The following is a 17,182-nucleotide window of genomic DNA, read 5'->3' on the forward strand; positions in this document are numbered from 1 at the left end:
TATGTTTAAAATATTATTAACTAATTGAAAGGAGCTAAAACATGATAAAAAGTACTTATTTTGCAGGTGGATGCTTTTGAGGTGTTCAAGAATATTTCTCTAGATTAAATGGGGTAGTTAATACTGAAGTTGGTTATGCTAATGGAATAACTGATAAAACTAAATATCATAGTTTAAAAAGAACATTGCATGCTGAAACAGTAAAAATTGATTATGATTCAAACATAATTTCGCTTGAAGAATTAATTGTACATTTGTTTAGAATCATTCATCCAGATTCACTAAATAAACAAGGAAATGATGTTGGTGTTCAATATAGAACTGGTGTTTATTTTACTGATAGTAGTGATGTTAAAACTATTGATTCAGTTTTTAATATTTTTAAAAAGAATTACAAAGAATTTTATGTTGAATTAGAAGAATTAAAAAACTATTCAGTAGGTGAAGAATATCACCAAGATTATTTAAAAAAGAATCCTACTGGATATTGTCACGTAAATCTTGATGTTGATTATAATTTAACTGATAAAGAAAAAGAAATAATTAATCAAGTTAGAAAAGAAATATCATTAGACGATTTAAGTTATAGTGTTTTAAAACATTCAGCAACAGAAAGACCACACACTTCAGAGTTAAATAAAGAACACAGAAAAGGAATTTATGTTGAAAAAATAAGTGGTGAAGCATTATTTTCTTCGTCTACTAAATTCGATGCAGGTTGTGGTTGACCTAGTTTCAGTGAACCAATTAAAAAGAGAAATGTTACTTATTTAGATGATAATTCTCATAATATGTGTAGAATTGAAGTTCGTTCTAAAGTTGGAGATAATCATTTAGGTCATGTGTTTAATGACGGACCTAAAGATATGGGTGGATTGAGATATTGTATTAATGGTGCAGCTTTAGAGTTCATTCCTTTAGAAGAAATGGATGAAAGAGGATATTCAGAATATAAAGAATTTGTTAAATAGATAATAGAGAAGGAGTTGGACCTTCTCTTTTTTGAAAATAAAAAAGTTATGTTTTTCAACACAACTAATTTACTATATAGGTTTTACTTCTCTTGAATTTTTTGGGTCTATTTCTTTATTTCAATCACCTTTAAATCCGCGTAGGTATTGGCCATTTGCATCTGGATATAGAGATTGATAACCTTTAATTTTTTCATTATTGTAAATTTCAAGTCTTCTTTGGAACTCATGATGTTGAATTATTTTTTCATCAATCTTAACTCCGACCATACGTTCTGGTTGTGAACCTAAAGGGAAACGAGAAATTGTCAATTGGTCTACATATGAAACTGTAGGAACTAATTCAGATTCTTTTACATATGTAGGAATTATTAATGACGAAGATAGACTCAAGTAGTTTTCAAGTTTTGATAATTCTTCAAATCTCTTTTTATGATCAGGTATAGTTTCATCAACCTTTTCAACTGTTTTAAGTAGGAACTCAGATGTTCTACGCAAGTGTTCATAATGTTTTTCATCGTTTTTTATAATGTCAGCTGGTGTAAGATTACCTGAAGAATCTTTTTTAAATGTTTTGTTTAAACTCATTATGTAATCGAACGCTCCATCATAAAGAACTGTGTATAAATAGTTTGTTGGATCTGCATAATCAGGAGATCAACCTATTTCCTTTATTGAAGTTTTTCCTGCTCTAACTAATGTAGAGAACTCGTTTGCTGTAGGAGGTGTATAAGTATCTATAACAAATGGAGAGTTTATATCACCGTTACCTCTGTTACGCACTAAGAAATTGAAAGTTTTAAAAGCAGTAGTTAAAAAGTTAATGTAACCAGTAGCACTTCCTGTACTTGAGTTTCCAGGATTCATTAAGAAAGGTATAGTGATTGGAACATTTGTGTTAATTCCAAGATTTGTCATATCCTCTTTAACTTGTTGTTTTAATAATTTTGTTTTTTGATGTAAATTTTTTAATTTTGTATCTTGACTTGGATATGTTTTGTTTGGATCAACATCATCATATTTACCAATTAATTTAATAAATTCTTTAGCTCTTTCAACATTTTTAAATTCAACTTTAGAAGGATCTTGATTTAAATTAAAATTGTCGCCACTTACACTTAATTCATCATCTTTTAAGAACGCAGATAAAACTAGAAGATCGTTTTCAAAGAATGTATCTTTACCTCGATCAAGAGCGGATTTTGGACTACCATGGTTTTCTTTAATTGATCCAAATCTCTCTGATCATTTTGATAGTTGCTCATCATTGATTATGTCTTTAGAAACAGGATTTTCTTTAAGAAGTTTAATTAATCAACCTGTAGTAGATGTTTTTTCTTGATTAGTAGAATCTTTTGATTTGTCATAGTAATTTTTAGACATAACATCAAAATAATCTACTGTGTTATCCTTTTTGTTCAGTTGAATTGTCTGGTTTATGACTATCCTTATAACTTGCAATATGTGGACTTGTGTAAGTGTTTCTTAATGAACTACTTGTTTGACTATTACCATCAATTGCACTAGAGAAGAATTTTGCAAAAATAGATCTATTTAACAAGTATCTAAACATTACTCTAAATGATTTCAATGCAATTGTTTTATTTAATTCTGCATCTTGTTTAGCATTTCTTGTTGTTCTTGTTCCGTCTATTAAACTTCCTTCTCTATTAAGTTGTATTTCTTCATATATACTTGTTCCTTGACTTTGATAGTTAAAGGCAAATGCTCAAGTTGTTGTAGGCTTTGTTTTAACAACATTTGTTCCTTTAAATCTAGGAGTATCTATATTTTTAACATATGTTTCTCATCCAGCAAGATCGTTTGGAACAACTTTAAATGAAGATATATCTCCAGTTTGGAAGAAGAATCTATTTGAAGCAGGATCTCCTTTACTTGAGAAACTGTAAAGTATTTTGTGTATATGAACACTTTCTTTATTAAAGTAATGTTCATTTCTTCTTAAATTTAAGTGTCTTCCTGCAAGATAGCTATCAACAACATAAGGACCAGAATATCACATTGTTTCATAACCATCTTTTTTACCAGAAGATGATGAATAAGAAGTACCAGCAAATTGTGATGCTTTTTCTCCGTCATTATCAATACTTAAATATTCAACAGAAAAATCAGGCATAGGTGCAAAACTTAAATAAGAAATAATTGTTTCAAAATAACTTGTAGGTTTATTTAAGTGGAAAGAAATATCGTAGTTTTCTTTGTCATTACCCTCTTCTTTTTTAGCTTTACTTATGATTTGTCCTTTTTCAAAAGATTCTTCTGCAAGTTGTTTGGTTGATTTAGAATTGTTTAATGCTATTTTTTTTGATTCTTCTTCATTTAATGTCATGTTGTATGCCATGATAGCGCGATCTAAATAATAACTAGATCTCATTTCTTTTTCTAACGAAGTGTTAGCATCTTTATATTTGTCACTTTCTTTATCAAATATTGGATCATATAAACTATCAGGTTGTTTATCTTTTGTGTAATTAGGATTTGAAAGTTTATTTAAAAAGTCAACTAATTCTCTAGTCTTATTTAATGCTGAAGTTCAAATATCTAAAGTTAGAGCTCTATTATTTTTGTTAAATACGTATCTAAAAGTATTGAAAAAATCTTTTGCAGTAATTTTTCCTTTGTCAATAGATCTACCGTTTTCTAAAGCTGTTCATCTAATGTTATCTCTAAGTTTAAAATCTCATTGTTTAAACTTATCGTCATGTTTTCATTTTAAAGCTAAAGCTCCTTCAAAATTATCATGTTTATCAACTGTGATTAAAGTGTCTTGAAGTTTAGCAATAGCTTTACTATCAAATGCGCTGTTATTAATAGCTGAGTTTCAGTTAACAATAGGACTAACAATTAAGTCTTTAAAAACTGTAGTATCTGATAACTTTCTTGATAATAACTTATTTGGATCAAAACTTAATGAACAACTAACAGCTGTGGCTGAACTTGACGCAAGAAACATACCGCAAGTTGCTAAGCTTAGTAACTTTTTCATACTTATCACCTTCTTTAACTTTCTTTTTTATTTTTATAATATTTCTCTAACTCTTTTTGATACTCTGCAAATTCTCTATCATTTGCATATACATAGTGACCGTTTTTAATTTCTCTTCATTTAGGAAAATCAATTAAATAATCATGATGTTCTTTTTCTGGTTTATATTCAAAGTGAACTTTCTTTCTTTCTTGAATAGGATCAGGTAGAGGGATTGCACTTAATAATGAACGAGTATATGGGTGTAATGGACATTCAAATAACTCATCTGATTCAGCTAATTCAACAATGTCTCCTCGATAAATTACCGCAATTCTATTTGTAGTAAATCTAACAACACTTAAATCATGAGCAATGAATATATAAGTTAAATCAAATTGTTTTTGGAATTTACTTAATAGATTCATAATTTGTGCACGAATAGAAACATCAAGTGCTGAAATAGGTTCATCAGCTACAACAAATTTAGGTTTCATAATTAGTGTTCTAGCAATACCAATTCTTTGACGTTGACCACCTGAAAACTCATGAGGATAACGAGATAAATGTTCAGGAAGCATACCAACAGTTTGTAATAATTCAGTGATTAAATATCTCTTAATATCACTTATTTTTACATCACTATTTTTATCTAGTTTTTGTTGAGAATTATTTTTGTTAAATCATTTAATATAAGATTTTTTAACTTCATCATTTTTATAAAGTTCTGGGAAGTTGTCTAATCCTTCTTGAACAATTTCTTCAATCGCCATTCTATCATTTAATGATGAACTTGGATCTTGGAAAATCATTTGGATATCTTTTTTATTTTGTTTTATTTCTTGTTTAGATGGTTGTTGGAAAATTCTTCCATTTTCTAATGCTTTATAAAAGTTATTTTCTTCAATAATTTTAATAAGTTTTTCATAATCATCAATTAATCATTTTTCATCTTTAATTGATTCTAATTGTCTTGAAGTTGAAGCTCAATTTTTCTTAGGTTGAGTTAATGCTACATTAATTATTTGAGCTTTTCTTGCTTTTTTAATTAAAACAGAAATTTGTTTTTGAAGTGAAATAACTTTTTTTAATCTAACACCTAGTTGATCAAAGAAATTAGAAATTGAAGTGTGATATCCTTTTTCAACTTTAGTTCTAATATCAGTCATTTCTTCTAATATTCAATAAATTTGATTTTCAAGATGTTTAATTTCAATCATAATATCACTAACAACTGTTTGATAGTGGTTAACAGCAGTTGAAAGTTCTTTACTAGTTTCAATGTAATCAAAAACAGTTTCTAAAAATTTTGATAATTTATCTTGTAATCTAATAATTTTTAACATTCTTTTTAAATTATCATTGATAGATTCAGAGATTATTCAAAGGTTAACATCCTTTTTACTATTTATTAATTTAGTATCTTTTAAGTTTGTTCCCTCTTCAATAATTCTTGAAATATTATCTTTATAATCTTCTAATTCTTTAGTTTTAAAATTGTAAAACTTAGATTGAGTATATTTATAAAATACCCTTTTAAATTCATTTGAATAGTCATTTAAACATATAGAAGTATTTAGTTGGTTTTGTTTCATAACATCTAAATGTCTAGCTATTTTTTTATTAATTTCATAAACATTAGGTGCTTTACCTCTTAATAATTTATTTTCAAAAAAGATAGCACCATCTTGTATAGGTTGAATACCCATAATTGCTCTACCAATAGTAGTTTTTCCTGATCCAGATTCACCAACTAGTCCAAAAGTTTCTCCTTTAAAGATATCAAAACTTACACCTTTAACAGCTTTAACTTTATTTTTACCACTACCAAACTCAATTAGTAAGTCGCGGACTCTTATGATTTTTTCTTTATTCATAATTATTCACCAACCTTTGTATTTCCAACAGCATGTTTTAAAAGTTCTAATTGTTTTGGTCTTTCGATTTTAGGAGCACGTGGATCTAATAATCAAGTTTTAGCATAATGAGTATCTGAAACTTTAAACATTGGAGGTTCATATTTATAATCAATAGCTAAAGCAAATTTATTTCTTGGAGCAAAAGCATCCCCATTAATTTCTTTAAATAATGATGGAGGTGTTCCAGAAATTGAATATAAGTCCTCACCTTTTTTACCTAATTGTGGAAGAGATAGTAATAATGATCAAGTATATGGGTGTTGAGGATTGAAGAAAATTTCTTCAATTTTTCCATGTTCTATAATTTGACCAGCATACATAACAGCAACCCTATCAGCAACATTAGCAACAACACCTAAATCGTGAGTAATAAAAATTACTGTAAATTTATATTCTTTTTTAAGTTCTTTAATTAAATCTAAAACTTGAGCTTGAATAGTAACGTCTAATGCAGTTGTTGGTTCATCACAAATTAATATTTTGGGTCTACATGCAAGAGCGATAGCAATAACGATTCTTTGACGCATTCCTCCAGAATATTTTCTTGGTAGATCTTTATAACGTTTTTCGACATTTGTAATACCTACTTTTTTCATTAAATTAATTGCTTCAGCTTTAGCTTCTGATCTTGATAAATTATTATGAATTCTTAAAACCTCTGAAATTTGAAAACCAACACTTAATAAAGGGTTTAAAGATGTCATCGGATCTTGAAAAATTGTAGCAATTGTTCCACCACGAAGTTTTTCTAAGTTTTTAGCTGTTCTTCTTTTGATTATGAAATTTGGTAATTTAATAAAGTTTCAAATTTCAAGTAATGATTCAATCTTTTCTTTTTCTAAATTTTTAGATTCATTTGAAATTTCAGTTAAAACCTCAATCATTAAATCTTCAAAATCACTTCTAAATTCAACTTTTTCTACTTTACTTAAATAGTCTTTAGCTAAGTTTAAATCATATTCAAAATCGTTTTTATTTTTATTAATAAAACTTACAATTTTTTGATATAAAAATTTTTTATAAATTGATAGCAATTGGAAGTTAGCATTTTCTTGTTTTAATCTATTAATTAATCTTTTTAATTCATTAATTTTAAATTCTAATTTCTTAGGATCTTTAATTAATTCAATTTGTTTATTTAATCTTGCTACTTCTTTTATAAAAATATCTCTTTTAATTATTTTTTTAATGTTTTTAGTAAACTCATATTTTTTTAATAATTCAATTTTAGTTTCTAAATCTTTAATTTTTAGATTAATAGAATCAATAGTTGCATTTTGTAAATCATTGATTTGAGATTGGATCTCTTTAATTTTTAATTGATTATATTTTCTAATCTCTCTTCTTGAGTTATTTTCTAAATTATTTTTATGAAAATCTACTAAGTTTACTTCGCTTTTAAAATTAGATATAGTGTTTTTATCATTTCTTGGATAGTAAGTAATAGTCCCATTAGCAATATATCCATTTTCTTCTAACATATTAGTTAATGTTTTTGTAAAAACAGATTTTCCTGATCCAGATTCACCAACTATAGCAACAGTTTCACCATCATAAATATCAAAACTAATATCTCTTATAGAAGTTAAAACTTGAGAACGAACTCTAAATTTAACAACTAAGTTTTTAATAGATAAAATAACTTTTTGTTTCATAATCAAGTTCCCTTTCTAACGGTGGTTTTTTGGATCTAATGAGTCTGCAAATACTTTTAATACTAAGAAGAATAATAATGAAATGCTTGAAATAAATGCTACAGGAATCACTAGTAAATGTGGAAAGACTTGTCATTCAGTACCACCAACAGCAATTTCTAAAATTTTACCTAATGATGTTTTAACTGAACCATCAACAAATCCTTGTCCAAGATATGAGATTGTAGCTTCAATTGAAATTGCAGTTGGAATTGCAAATACTGCAACCTGGATTAATATAGGTAAAATTTTTGGGAAAATATTTTTTCTAATAATTTTTCCTGAACTTGAACCTAGTGTAACTGATGCTATGTTGTAATCTGAATTTCTAACTAATAAAACTGCAGCTCTAATGTTTAAAGCAGGACCAATTCAAGCTTGAATAATAATTGCTAAAATCATTTGTCAGAACCCAGTTCCTGATATAGAGATAATTAAAATAATCATAACTAGTTGAGGAGCGATTAAAATTAGTGCTGTTACTTGGTAGAATAAAATATCTAATTTTCTGAAATACCCTCAAATAAGTCCTGCAAAAATTCCAATAGCTAATTGAATTGTTACAACTACAAGTGCGAAAGTAAGAGTTGTTCTTAATCCTAATCATATTTCAATTCAATAATCTTGACCTTGTTTTCCTAGTCCAAATAAATGTTTAGCACTAGGTGCTTGAGTTGAATTACCTGGTCTAATTAATGGAACAGCTACTTGATCTCATGATATAACTATTGACATTATCATTAAAAGAGCTAATAAACTTACACAAATAACAAATACTTTACTTTTTATTAGAATTTTACCAACAGCTTTTCAATAGCTATAAGGTTTTGTTGCGATTGATTCTAATCCTTTTTCTTGGAAACCAATATGAGTAAATAACTCTTGATCAATTTCTGTTAAACCTATTCCGTTTTTCAACTCGAAAGATTGGTGTTGTTCTGCTGTAAAACCAGAATAAATATCTTTTGAATTTCATTTTTTAGTTTGCATAAAAACCAATCCTTTCTATTTTTTAGTTAAGCTAACTCTTGGATCTAATCAAACATAAATTAAATCTGATAATAATGAAGCAAATATTGTTGCAAATGATGATAACACTGTAAATCCTAAGAATACAAAGAAATCATTTCCACCAGCTGATTTAATAATGTATTGTCCCATTCCAGGAATTGATCATTGAGTTTCAGTTAAAATTGATGAACCAAACATAGTTAAAATAATTTGGCTTGGTATTGTTCTAATAGTTCTTATTCCTGAGTTTCTAAAAATATGTAAGTAGTAAGCTCTTCTTGTACTCATACCTTTAGATAAAGTGAATTTTACATAATCTGCAGTCACTTCTTCAATTGCGTATCGTCTTGTGTATGAAGCAACAATTGGTATGTTAATAATTACCATTGTCATGATAGGTCAGAATTTTGTAGCAAACGATCCAGTATTGTAAAGTCCAGAACTTCCTAAAATTGAAACTGAGAATATAAATACAACTAAAACAATAACTAATGATGGTAATGCAACAAGAAACGCTGAGGTTCCACTAAATAAATTATCAAATAATCTATTTTTCTTTTTAGCTTGTTGAATACCAATTAAAATACCTAAAGTGTTAGCAATTATAACTGCAATTGATCCAAACATAAATGAATAAGGCATTGCAGTTTTAAATAATTTAAAAACATCTGATGATTCTTGAGCGATTGAAGGACTTGAAACTACTCCTAAATATACAAATCTAGTATCAAAAATTTGTTCAGCAGTTCAGTTTCCAGTTCTATCAACTCCATAAACAGCATCAACTAAAATGTGTTTAGGAATAAAAGGAATAATGTTTTTTAAATAATTTAAAACTTGTTCTCAAAACGGACCGTACACACCGAATTTTTTCATTCTATCAATTAAAAGTTCGTCTTGAGCTTTTTTTGATAAACCTAATTTTTCATAGTTTGGAGGTAAATATTTTTCATCAGGAGTAATTGCTCTTGTGATTGCATAAAGTAAAACAATAGCAACTAATAAAGTAATTAATCCATAAACAATTCTTTTAAATGAATAAGCGTATAAAGGATGTCTTACAAAAAACTTATAAATATTAGCATTTAGATCGCTATATCAATATTTAATAGTTGTTAGTTTGCTTATCTTTTCATGATTATCTAACTCAGAAGATAAATCAAAATCTTCTGATAATAGCTCATTTTTAAAATCTATTTTTTCATCATAAATAATAGTTTTTTTATTTTTCATGCTAGATCCCTTTCTATTATTTTATATTTTACATTTACAGTTAACTAATTTAACTTAACGGTTATTATAACAATAATAACACTTCAAAATAAAATAGTCAAAAAATAAACAATAAAAATTTTCGAAATTTATAAATATGTATTTTATTAAAATACTATTTAATAATTATAAAATATTGGGTTAAATTATTCATTAAAACTTATTCATTAAAACTTATTGATTTAATTTAAAATTATAAAACAGTTTTTTTAATATAAAATTAATAAATAAAAGGAATAAATTATGAAAAACAAAAAATCTCAAGAACTAAAACAACATAGAATAAAAGATAATATAGATTACCACAAAGAAGTTGATCAAAAAATAAAAAGCGTATATGAATCTAGATCTTATTCAGCTAAAGTTTTTGAATATAATCAGAAAAAAGCTTTGAAATGACAAGGTTGATTAATTGTGTTAGTTATTTTTGTTGTTACTTGTTTATTGTCTGTTTTATTTGGTTATTTAACTTTAAATATAGAGAATAAAACTTTTAATGATTGAAAAGGAATTACTTGATTTTCTATTATTATTGGTGCAATTTTATTTTTAATTAGTATTGTGATTGGATATTTAAGAAATAAACACGCGATGTGATTTTTTAACGATAGAAGAAGACGTTATCAAAAAACATTAGATGATGATGAAGCTAAATTAATTAGACTTAGAAAAATCTTTCTAATTAGTTCAATTTTAATATTTATTTTTTCACTTGTTTTATATATTATTTTCAAAATTTAAATTTATAAAACTATGTGTATTACTTATTAATTTAATGTTTGATAGAATTAAATATAGTTATAATAAAATACTTTTAAAGGAGAAAAAAGATGAAGAAATTATCTACAAATCAAATAAGACAAATGTGACTAGATTTTTTTAAATCAAAAGATCATTATTTTTTAGAACCAGTTTCATTAATACCTGTTGATGACCCTTCTTTATTGTGAATTAATTCGGGAGTAGCTACATTAAAACCTTATTTTGAAGGAAGAAAAACACCACCTGCTGCTAGACTTACTAACTCACAAAAATCAATTAGAACAAATGATATTGAAAATGTAGGAGTTACTGCACGTCACCACACAATGTTTGAAATGTTAGGTAATTTTTCTATCGGAGATTTCTTCAAAAAAGAAGCTATTCATTTTGCTTGAGAATTAATAACTTCAGACAAATGATTTGCTATGCCAAAAGATAAATTATATATAACAGTATTTAATGAAGATGATGAAGCTTACAGAATTTGAACTGAAGAAATTGGGATTGAAAAAGATCATATTTTCAGTTTATCAAGAGATACTAATTTTTGAGATGTAGGACAAGGACCTTGCGGACCAAATACTGAGATATTTTATGATCGTGGTGAAAAATGAGATCCAGAAAAAATTGGACCAAGATTAATTAGTGATGATATTGAAAACGATAGATACATCGAAGTTTGAAACATTGTCTTTTCACAATTTAATAATGATGGAAATAACAATTATGCTGAATTACCTAGAAAAAATATCGATACTGGTGCAGGACTAGAGAGATTATCATCAATTTTCCAAGACACACCAACTAACTTTGAAACTGATATTTTCTGACCAACTATTCAAAAAGTTGAAACTATGTGTGATAAGAAATTTAAATATTCTTTTGATAATTATTTCAATCCAACAGCAACACAAACAAGAATTAATACAGCATTTAAAGTAATTGCAGATCACATTAGAGCTTGTACATTCGCTATTAGTGATGGTGTGTTTCCGGGAAATAAAGATAGAGCATATATTATTAGACGTTTAATTAGAAGAAGTTCAGTATTTGGAAGAGAATTAGGAATAACACAGGCATTCTTATATAAATTAGTTGATACAGTAGTTTTAGCTATGAAAGATTTCTATCCTTATTTAGAAGAAAAACAATCTTTAGTAGAAGAAACAATTAAAGTTGAAGAAGAAAAATTCTTAAAAACATTATCTAAAGGGTACGAATTATTAGAACAAATTATTAAAACTGAAAATAAAGTTACAGCTAAAAATGCACTATTATTATTTGAATCATATGGTTTTCCAATCGAACAAACTTTAGAAATTTCTCAACAACATAATGTTGAAGTTGATATCAAAGGATTTGAAGAACTTTTAGAACAAGCTAAAGAAACTGCAAGAAACAGTAGAAAAGATTTAAAAGCTTGAGATAAACAAAATGAATTATTTACTAAACTTGATGTTAAATCAGAATTTACAGGTTGAGAAGAAACATCAAGAAGTGATTCCAAAATTGTTTATATGTTCGCTGATCAAAAACAAATCGATTCAATTACAGATTCAGAAGCTTATATAATTTTAGACAAAACCCCATTCTATGCTGAAAAAGGTGGACAAGCAGCAGATACTGGTATTATTTCAAATGATAATGCAAATGCTGTTGTAGTTGATGTTCAACAAGGACCAAAACACCAAAATATTCATAGAGTTAAAGTTTCAGGGACTTTAAAAGTTGGAGATATCGTTAATGCTATAGTTGATGAAGATAAACGTTTCTACACAATGAAAAATCACTCAGGAACTCATATGATTCACGCTGCATTAAGAGAAGTTTTAGGAAATAGTGTAATGCAATCAGGATCATATAATGATGAACATGGTCTACGTATGGACTTTACTTTTAATAAATTAGCAACAAGTGATGAATTACATAAAGCTGAAGAATTAGTGCTACAAAAAATTAATGAACATATCGATAGAGAAACTTATTTCTGTAGTTTAGAAGATTCAATTAATAAATATAATGCATTAGCTTTCTTTACTGAAAAATATGATGAAATTGTAAGAGTTGTTAAATTTGGAGATTTCTCTTCAGAATTATGTGGAGGAACTCACGTAGATAATACAAGCGATATTCAAGATTTCATTATTACAGGTTTAGAATCAAAAGGTAGTGGCTTATATAGAATTAAAGCATTAACTTCGAATAAAGCTGTAATTGAATATTTAAATGAACAATTTAAACTAGTTAAAGATGAAGTTGAAAATGTGATTGAAAAATACAACCAACATAAAGCTGTATTAGAAAATCAAGAAATTGAAAAAACTTATTCAGAAATTAAAAGTTTAACTATTACAAAACAAAATTTAGTTGTAATAAAATCAATGCTATCTAAGTTAAAAGATTTATACAAAGATTATGATAAAAAAGTTAATGATCTATTAACTGCTTCTAAATTATCACAATTTAATGATTTAAAACCAGAAGTTAATAAAGAAGGAGTTAATGAAATTAGATTATTTACTAAAGATTTAACTATCAAAGATTTAAAACAATTAGCTGATGAGTTAAGAAATAAATTCAAAGATTTAATTGTAATATTAGCTAGTCAGACAAGTGACACTAACTTTATAGTTGTTGCTGTAAGTGAAAGTTTACAATCAAAATACAAAGCAATTGATATATTTAATAACCTTGAAGGATTGGAAACTAAAGGTGGAGGAAACTCAAACCTTGCTCAGGGAAAATATACTAAAAAATAATTGTTAAAAACGCTACATTTAAAGTAGTGTTTTTTGTATTGCAAAATATTTATGCTTAAGTGGGAAACATGATACTTGTATATTATTTTTTATTAAAAATATACTCTTTATCTTTAAAAGAACCTATAGTTACTAATTTATTGTTTTCAACCAATTCATTTAAAATTACTCTACTTCTTGATGGAGAAACATTTAATAAATTATCTATATCAATTCTTTTGAATTTATAAGTTTTTTGGGCAAATTCTAACACAATTCGTATTTGGTCTTCTGTATTTGATCTAGTGTTATCACTTGTTCTAAATGTTTCGTTGTTTTGGTTTTCGTAATTTAAATTTTTCAAAGTAACAACAAAAGATTTATCATCTGAAGTAAATTCGGGTCTATGGTTTAAACTATAGTTTTCCTGTCTTGAGTAAATGTTTAAAATTTCTTTAATTCCAGTTCCTCTTCGCTCCATCAATTTTAATAAAGAAAATATATTTGCTAAGATAGGATTTCTTCTTTTTGATCCTATTTTATAAGGATCTAGATCTTGAACTTTAGTTCTATCTATCATACCTCCAGGAGAACTTATTTCTAGTCTATTAGTATACATATTAATATTTATTTGATCATAATAATTAGAATAATCTCTGTGCACTAATGCATTAACTAATGCTTCTCTTACCGCTAGTTCTGGATAGTCTGGAAATTCCAAACGTTCTGTTTCTATTTTTTTAAAATCAATATGAGAGTTATTCATTATAAACTGCATACTATTTTTTAATATCTCTAATATGTTTCCTGAAAAATTTCTTAAATCCTTATTTTTATTATCATTTGATTTTTCAAGTCCTTTTCAATTAGTTGCAAAAACTAAGGAATTTTTTACAAAACTATTATCAGCTAGCAATGCTCCTGCATTAGTTAAAACATTATTTTTAGCTAACTCTAAAGAGACCAAGTCATTATAATCCTCTATAACTCTTATGCCTTTTTCTCTGAAATAATTATTAAGAATATTGAAAGTTGCATTTTCTCATGGGATATCGGTTAATAACCCATCATAAGAAAGATTCTTACCCTCTAGTGTTAAGGTTAATATTTCATCTCTAGACGCTTTATGAGTTTGATCTCCATATCTTATATATGCGTTCATACCACTTTGCTCAGTTAAGAAATAAGGTGTTTCAGTTCCCTTTTCGACTACCAAGATGATAACTGTCTTATTTTCTATGACTTGAGTTTTTATTTCAAACTTAGGTATAGGTTTTATCCTATCTTTTATAAAACTAGATATTTTGTTTATTTTATTCTCAATATCATTAACACCAACAACTTCTCTTTTATTGTTTACCCCGATATAAATAGAACCTGTATTGGTATTTGCAAAAGCACAAACTGTTTTTAAAACATTTATTGGTCTTTTTTCATCAAATGTTTCTTTATTTTCATGTAAAGAAGATTCTACTGGTATTTCAATCATAATGACCCCTTCTTCTACCTATTTAGGATTCTTAATTTAATTATACCAACACTTATAGCATTATGTGTTGGTAAATACCAATACTTTTAGCAACATGTGTGCGTATTTTAATAAAATTTTTAAGCAAAGGCACGGTTGAATTATAAATTTGAATTTATAAGTTTCAACTGTTGTTTTATGCTTAAGTGGGAAGGTTGCGGGTTTTACTTAGTATTTTTAAAAAATAAAAATAATCAATTTATAAATTTAAATTTTTAGTTTTGTTTTATGCTTAAAGTGGGAAACATAGACAATAGTTGTATATTATTTTTTATTAAAAATGTAATCTTTTTAATAAACATACGTAAATACCAATACTTTTACCAACATGTGTGCGTAAATACCAATACTTTTACCAACATGTGTTGGTAATTTAAATGAAACTGTCATTTGAAACCAAATTTTTCATTATTTTTTAATCTCAACAGTAGTCATTAAAACATTGTAATTACTTTTAATATTTATTTGCGAGGTACAAAATTATTTCATATCATAAATTAGTTTTGCTATACTTTAAATTAAGATATAGAGTGGCTTAGATAATGGATTTAGATAAAATTGTTGAAAACAAATTCTTTCAGAAAACATTTGAAATTTTAAAAGATAATTATTTAACTATAGGTATTTGCGAGCCATTTAGTAAAGGAAATCTTTCAAAAATATTTAAAAAATTAGATCCTAACGGTATTTGTTTTAATGGACAATATAAAGGTTTTTGATATGAAAAAACACCAGAAATATTTGATGAAGATCGACAAATTAAAGAAGAATATGAAAAAAGAATAATTAAAAAAACAAAAAAATTAGCTTCAGAAACAAGACGAAAAACATCATCACTTATAGGTATCGCAATTACTAGTTATAGACAAAATGATTATGATACTATTGTTGGAAATGATATTCATTCTCCTAAAGCACTTCATCAAGACAAATTCTACATTGCAATTTCTTATATGGATGAAGAAGTAAAAATAGTAAAATCACAATGATTTAATGCAGTTTTACGTGAAGATATCATTGATGTTGTGATGAATCAATTATTTTTACATTTGTATAATATGTTTCGTTCGTATATTGAATAAATATTTTAAAGAAGCGTAACGATTGACCAACAGATAACTGTTGGTTTTTTAAAATTAAAAAGCTTGGAAATTTTCCAAGCTAGTTTATTTTCTTTATGGTGGAGATGGCGAGAATCGAACTCGCGTCCAAAATACACTTACACATACTTTCTACAGTTTAGTTAATTTTCTAATTTAACAGATAACTAAAATTAACAAAAGATTAAATGTCATTTGCAATTAGAATTCGGATATATTTATTGCAATCATACATCCTATTAGACTAGGGTAATACGGTTATAGATAAAGCCTAAACTACCTATAATTCGTGAAATACTATAACTAAACTAAGTAGTTATTAAGCAAACATAAAGTTTGCTCCAGCTGATGCATTGTTGATCATAAATGCTGGCATTTCAAATTTTTCTTCGTTTTCGTTTGCGTTTTTTTAAACCTAGTAGTACTTATAGTCTACCACACTACTGCTTATATATGCTGGTTATATCCTGTCGAGACCATGACATCCCCATTACATATAAATGATACAGCATTATAAATAATTTAGAAAGTTTAAACACTAATATTGTATTAAGAAAATGTTTTGTCTAATAAAGTAAACAAGGAATTCGTAATTTTGTAAAATAAATTTAACAAATTTGATAAAGAAAATTCATCTAATTTGGTAAAATTTTTATCGTGGGTTTTTAAACAAAATGAACCTTTAAATTTTTAAGTTATAATAATCTTATCAAAGGAAATTAGAAAATTAAACTAATCCAATAAGCCTAATTTTTCTTTGAGTTCGAATGATATGCGATAACATTCATTCTTAACACCTGAGACAAGTCCTGATAGTTCATCGACTACTTCACTGGGCAATCCACTTGGGTGTTTTTTAATGCTGTTAAGAGTCTTATCTAATACAGTATGAATCCATCTCGTTTTATTTATTGTTCCTAGGGTTTTTAAATCATGTTTTCTTTCTTCATCTAATTGTTTTCTTTTTGCTATATCAGCTATTCCTCAATCATGAGATCCTTTTTCTAATATTTCAGCTTTAAAACGCATAGTTTCTGTTCTAAAGTAGAACTTCTCATCTGCACCTATAACAAATTCAATACTTTCTTTTTTGTTGAACTTATATCTCTTCCCATTTTCATCAAATGCAGCATAATAATTTTTTTGATATTCAACCACTCCATTCATAATTTTTCTTTTAATAGGTATGTCAAAGAAGGAT

12 protein-coding genes and 1 other RNA gene are annotated in these 17,182 nt (G+C 26.6%); 4 read left to right on the top strand and 9 right to left on the bottom strand.

What is annotated here, in order from left to right; all coding sequences use genetic code 4:
- Window positions 1-41: 41 nt before the first annotated feature.
- Window positions 42-971 (top strand): peptide-methionine (R)-S-oxide reductase MsrB, encoded by a 930-nt coding sequence (gene msrB / locus AB668_RS04440; RefSeq protein WP_050517797.1) that lies wholly within the window; start codon window positions 42-44, stop codon window positions 969-971.
- 72 nt (window positions 972-1,043) lie between these two features.
- On the opposite strand, the gene AB668_RS05965 is transcribed toward msrB, so the two are convergent.
- From AB668_RS05965 to oppB, 6 genes are read right to left on the bottom strand one after another with little or no spacing between them, the layout of a single operon-like run.
- Window positions 1,044-2,354 carry a hypothetical protein gene (locus tag AB668_RS05965; protein WP_235443351.1) on the bottom strand — a complete coding sequence of 437 codons (1,311 nt, stop codon included), beginning with the start codon at window positions 2,352-2,354 and terminating at the stop codon, window positions 1,044-1,046.
- A 22-nt stretch (window positions 2,355-2,376) separates the two neighbouring features.
- Window positions 2,377-3,978: an ABC transporter substrate-binding protein gene (locus AB668_RS05970; protein ID WP_235443352.1), complete on the bottom strand. Its 1,602-nt coding sequence runs from the start codon at window positions 3,976-3,978 to the stop codon at window positions 2,377-2,379.
- Window positions 3,979-3,992: 14 nt separating this feature from the next.
- Window positions 3,993-5,834 (bottom strand): ATP-binding cassette domain-containing protein, encoded by a 1,842-nt coding sequence (locus tag AB668_RS04450; protein ID WP_082160335.1) that lies wholly within the window; start codon window positions 5,832-5,834, stop codon window positions 3,993-3,995.
- Window positions 5,835-5,836: 2 nt separating this feature from the next.
- Window positions 5,837-7,531, bottom strand: a complete 1,695-nt coding sequence (gene oppD, locus AB668_RS04455) for an oligopeptide ABC transporter ATP-binding protein OppD (RefSeq protein WP_050517799.1) — start codon at window positions 7,529-7,531, stop codon at window positions 5,837-5,839.
- A 15-nt stretch (window positions 7,532-7,546) separates the two neighbouring features.
- Window positions 7,547-8,560 carry an oligopeptide ABC transporter permease OppC gene (oppC, locus tag AB668_RS04460; protein ID WP_050517800.1) on the bottom strand — a complete coding sequence of 338 codons (1,014 nt, stop codon included), beginning with the start codon at window positions 8,558-8,560 and terminating at the stop codon, window positions 7,547-7,549.
- Between the two features lie 15 nt (window positions 8,561-8,575).
- Window positions 8,576-9,814, bottom strand: a complete 1,239-nt coding sequence (gene oppB, locus AB668_RS04465; RefSeq protein ID WP_050517801.1) for an oligopeptide ABC transporter permease OppB — start codon at window positions 9,812-9,814, stop codon at window positions 8,576-8,578.
- A 282-nt stretch (window positions 9,815-10,096) separates the two neighbouring features.
- Here oppB and AB668_RS04470 point away from each other — a divergent pair, with 282 nt between their 5' ends.
- Window positions 10,097-10,594: a hypothetical protein gene (locus AB668_RS04470; RefSeq protein ID WP_050517802.1), complete on the top strand. Its 498-nt coding sequence runs from the start codon at window positions 10,097-10,099 to the stop codon at window positions 10,592-10,594.
- A gap of 89 nt (window positions 10,595-10,683) precedes the next feature.
- Entirely contained in the window at window positions 10,684-13,374 is a 2,691-nt protein-coding gene (alaS, locus tag AB668_RS04475; protein ID WP_050517803.1) for an alanine--tRNA ligase, read from the top strand.
- Between the two features lie 82 nt (window positions 13,375-13,456).
- Here alaS and AB668_RS04480 read toward each other — a convergent pair whose 3' ends face one another.
- Window positions 13,457-14,842, bottom strand: a complete 1,386-nt coding sequence (locus AB668_RS04480) for an ATP-binding protein (RefSeq protein WP_050517804.1) — start codon at window positions 14,840-14,842, stop codon at window positions 13,457-13,459.
- A gap of 581 nt (window positions 14,843-15,423) precedes the next feature.
- Between AB668_RS04480 and AB668_RS04485 the strand changes: the two genes are divergently transcribed.
- Entirely contained in the window at window positions 15,424-15,963 is a 540-nt protein-coding gene (locus AB668_RS04485; RefSeq protein WP_050517805.1) for a hypothetical protein, read from the top strand.
- 96 nt (window positions 15,964-16,059) lie between these two features.
- Here the strand turns inward: AB668_RS04485 and ssrA are convergent.
- Together ssrA and AB668_RS05765 are read right to left on the bottom strand one after the other, a co-directional pair.
- Window positions 16,060-16,470, bottom strand: a transfer-messenger RNA (tmRNA) gene (ssrA, locus tag AB668_RS05335).
- Between the two features lie 243 nt (window positions 16,471-16,713).
- On the bottom strand, window positions 16,714-17,148 hold the full coding sequence (locus AB668_RS05765) for a hypothetical protein (protein ID WP_050517115.1): 435 nt from the start codon (window positions 17,146-17,148) through the stop codon (window positions 16,714-16,716).
- Between the last annotated feature and the right edge of the window lie 34 nt (window positions 17,149-17,182).

The organism is Mycoplasma sp. HU2014 (genome assembly GCF_001199495.1).
Taxonomy (GTDB): Bacteria; Bacillota_I; Bacilli_A; order Mycoplasmatales; family Mycoplasmataceae; genus Mycoplasma.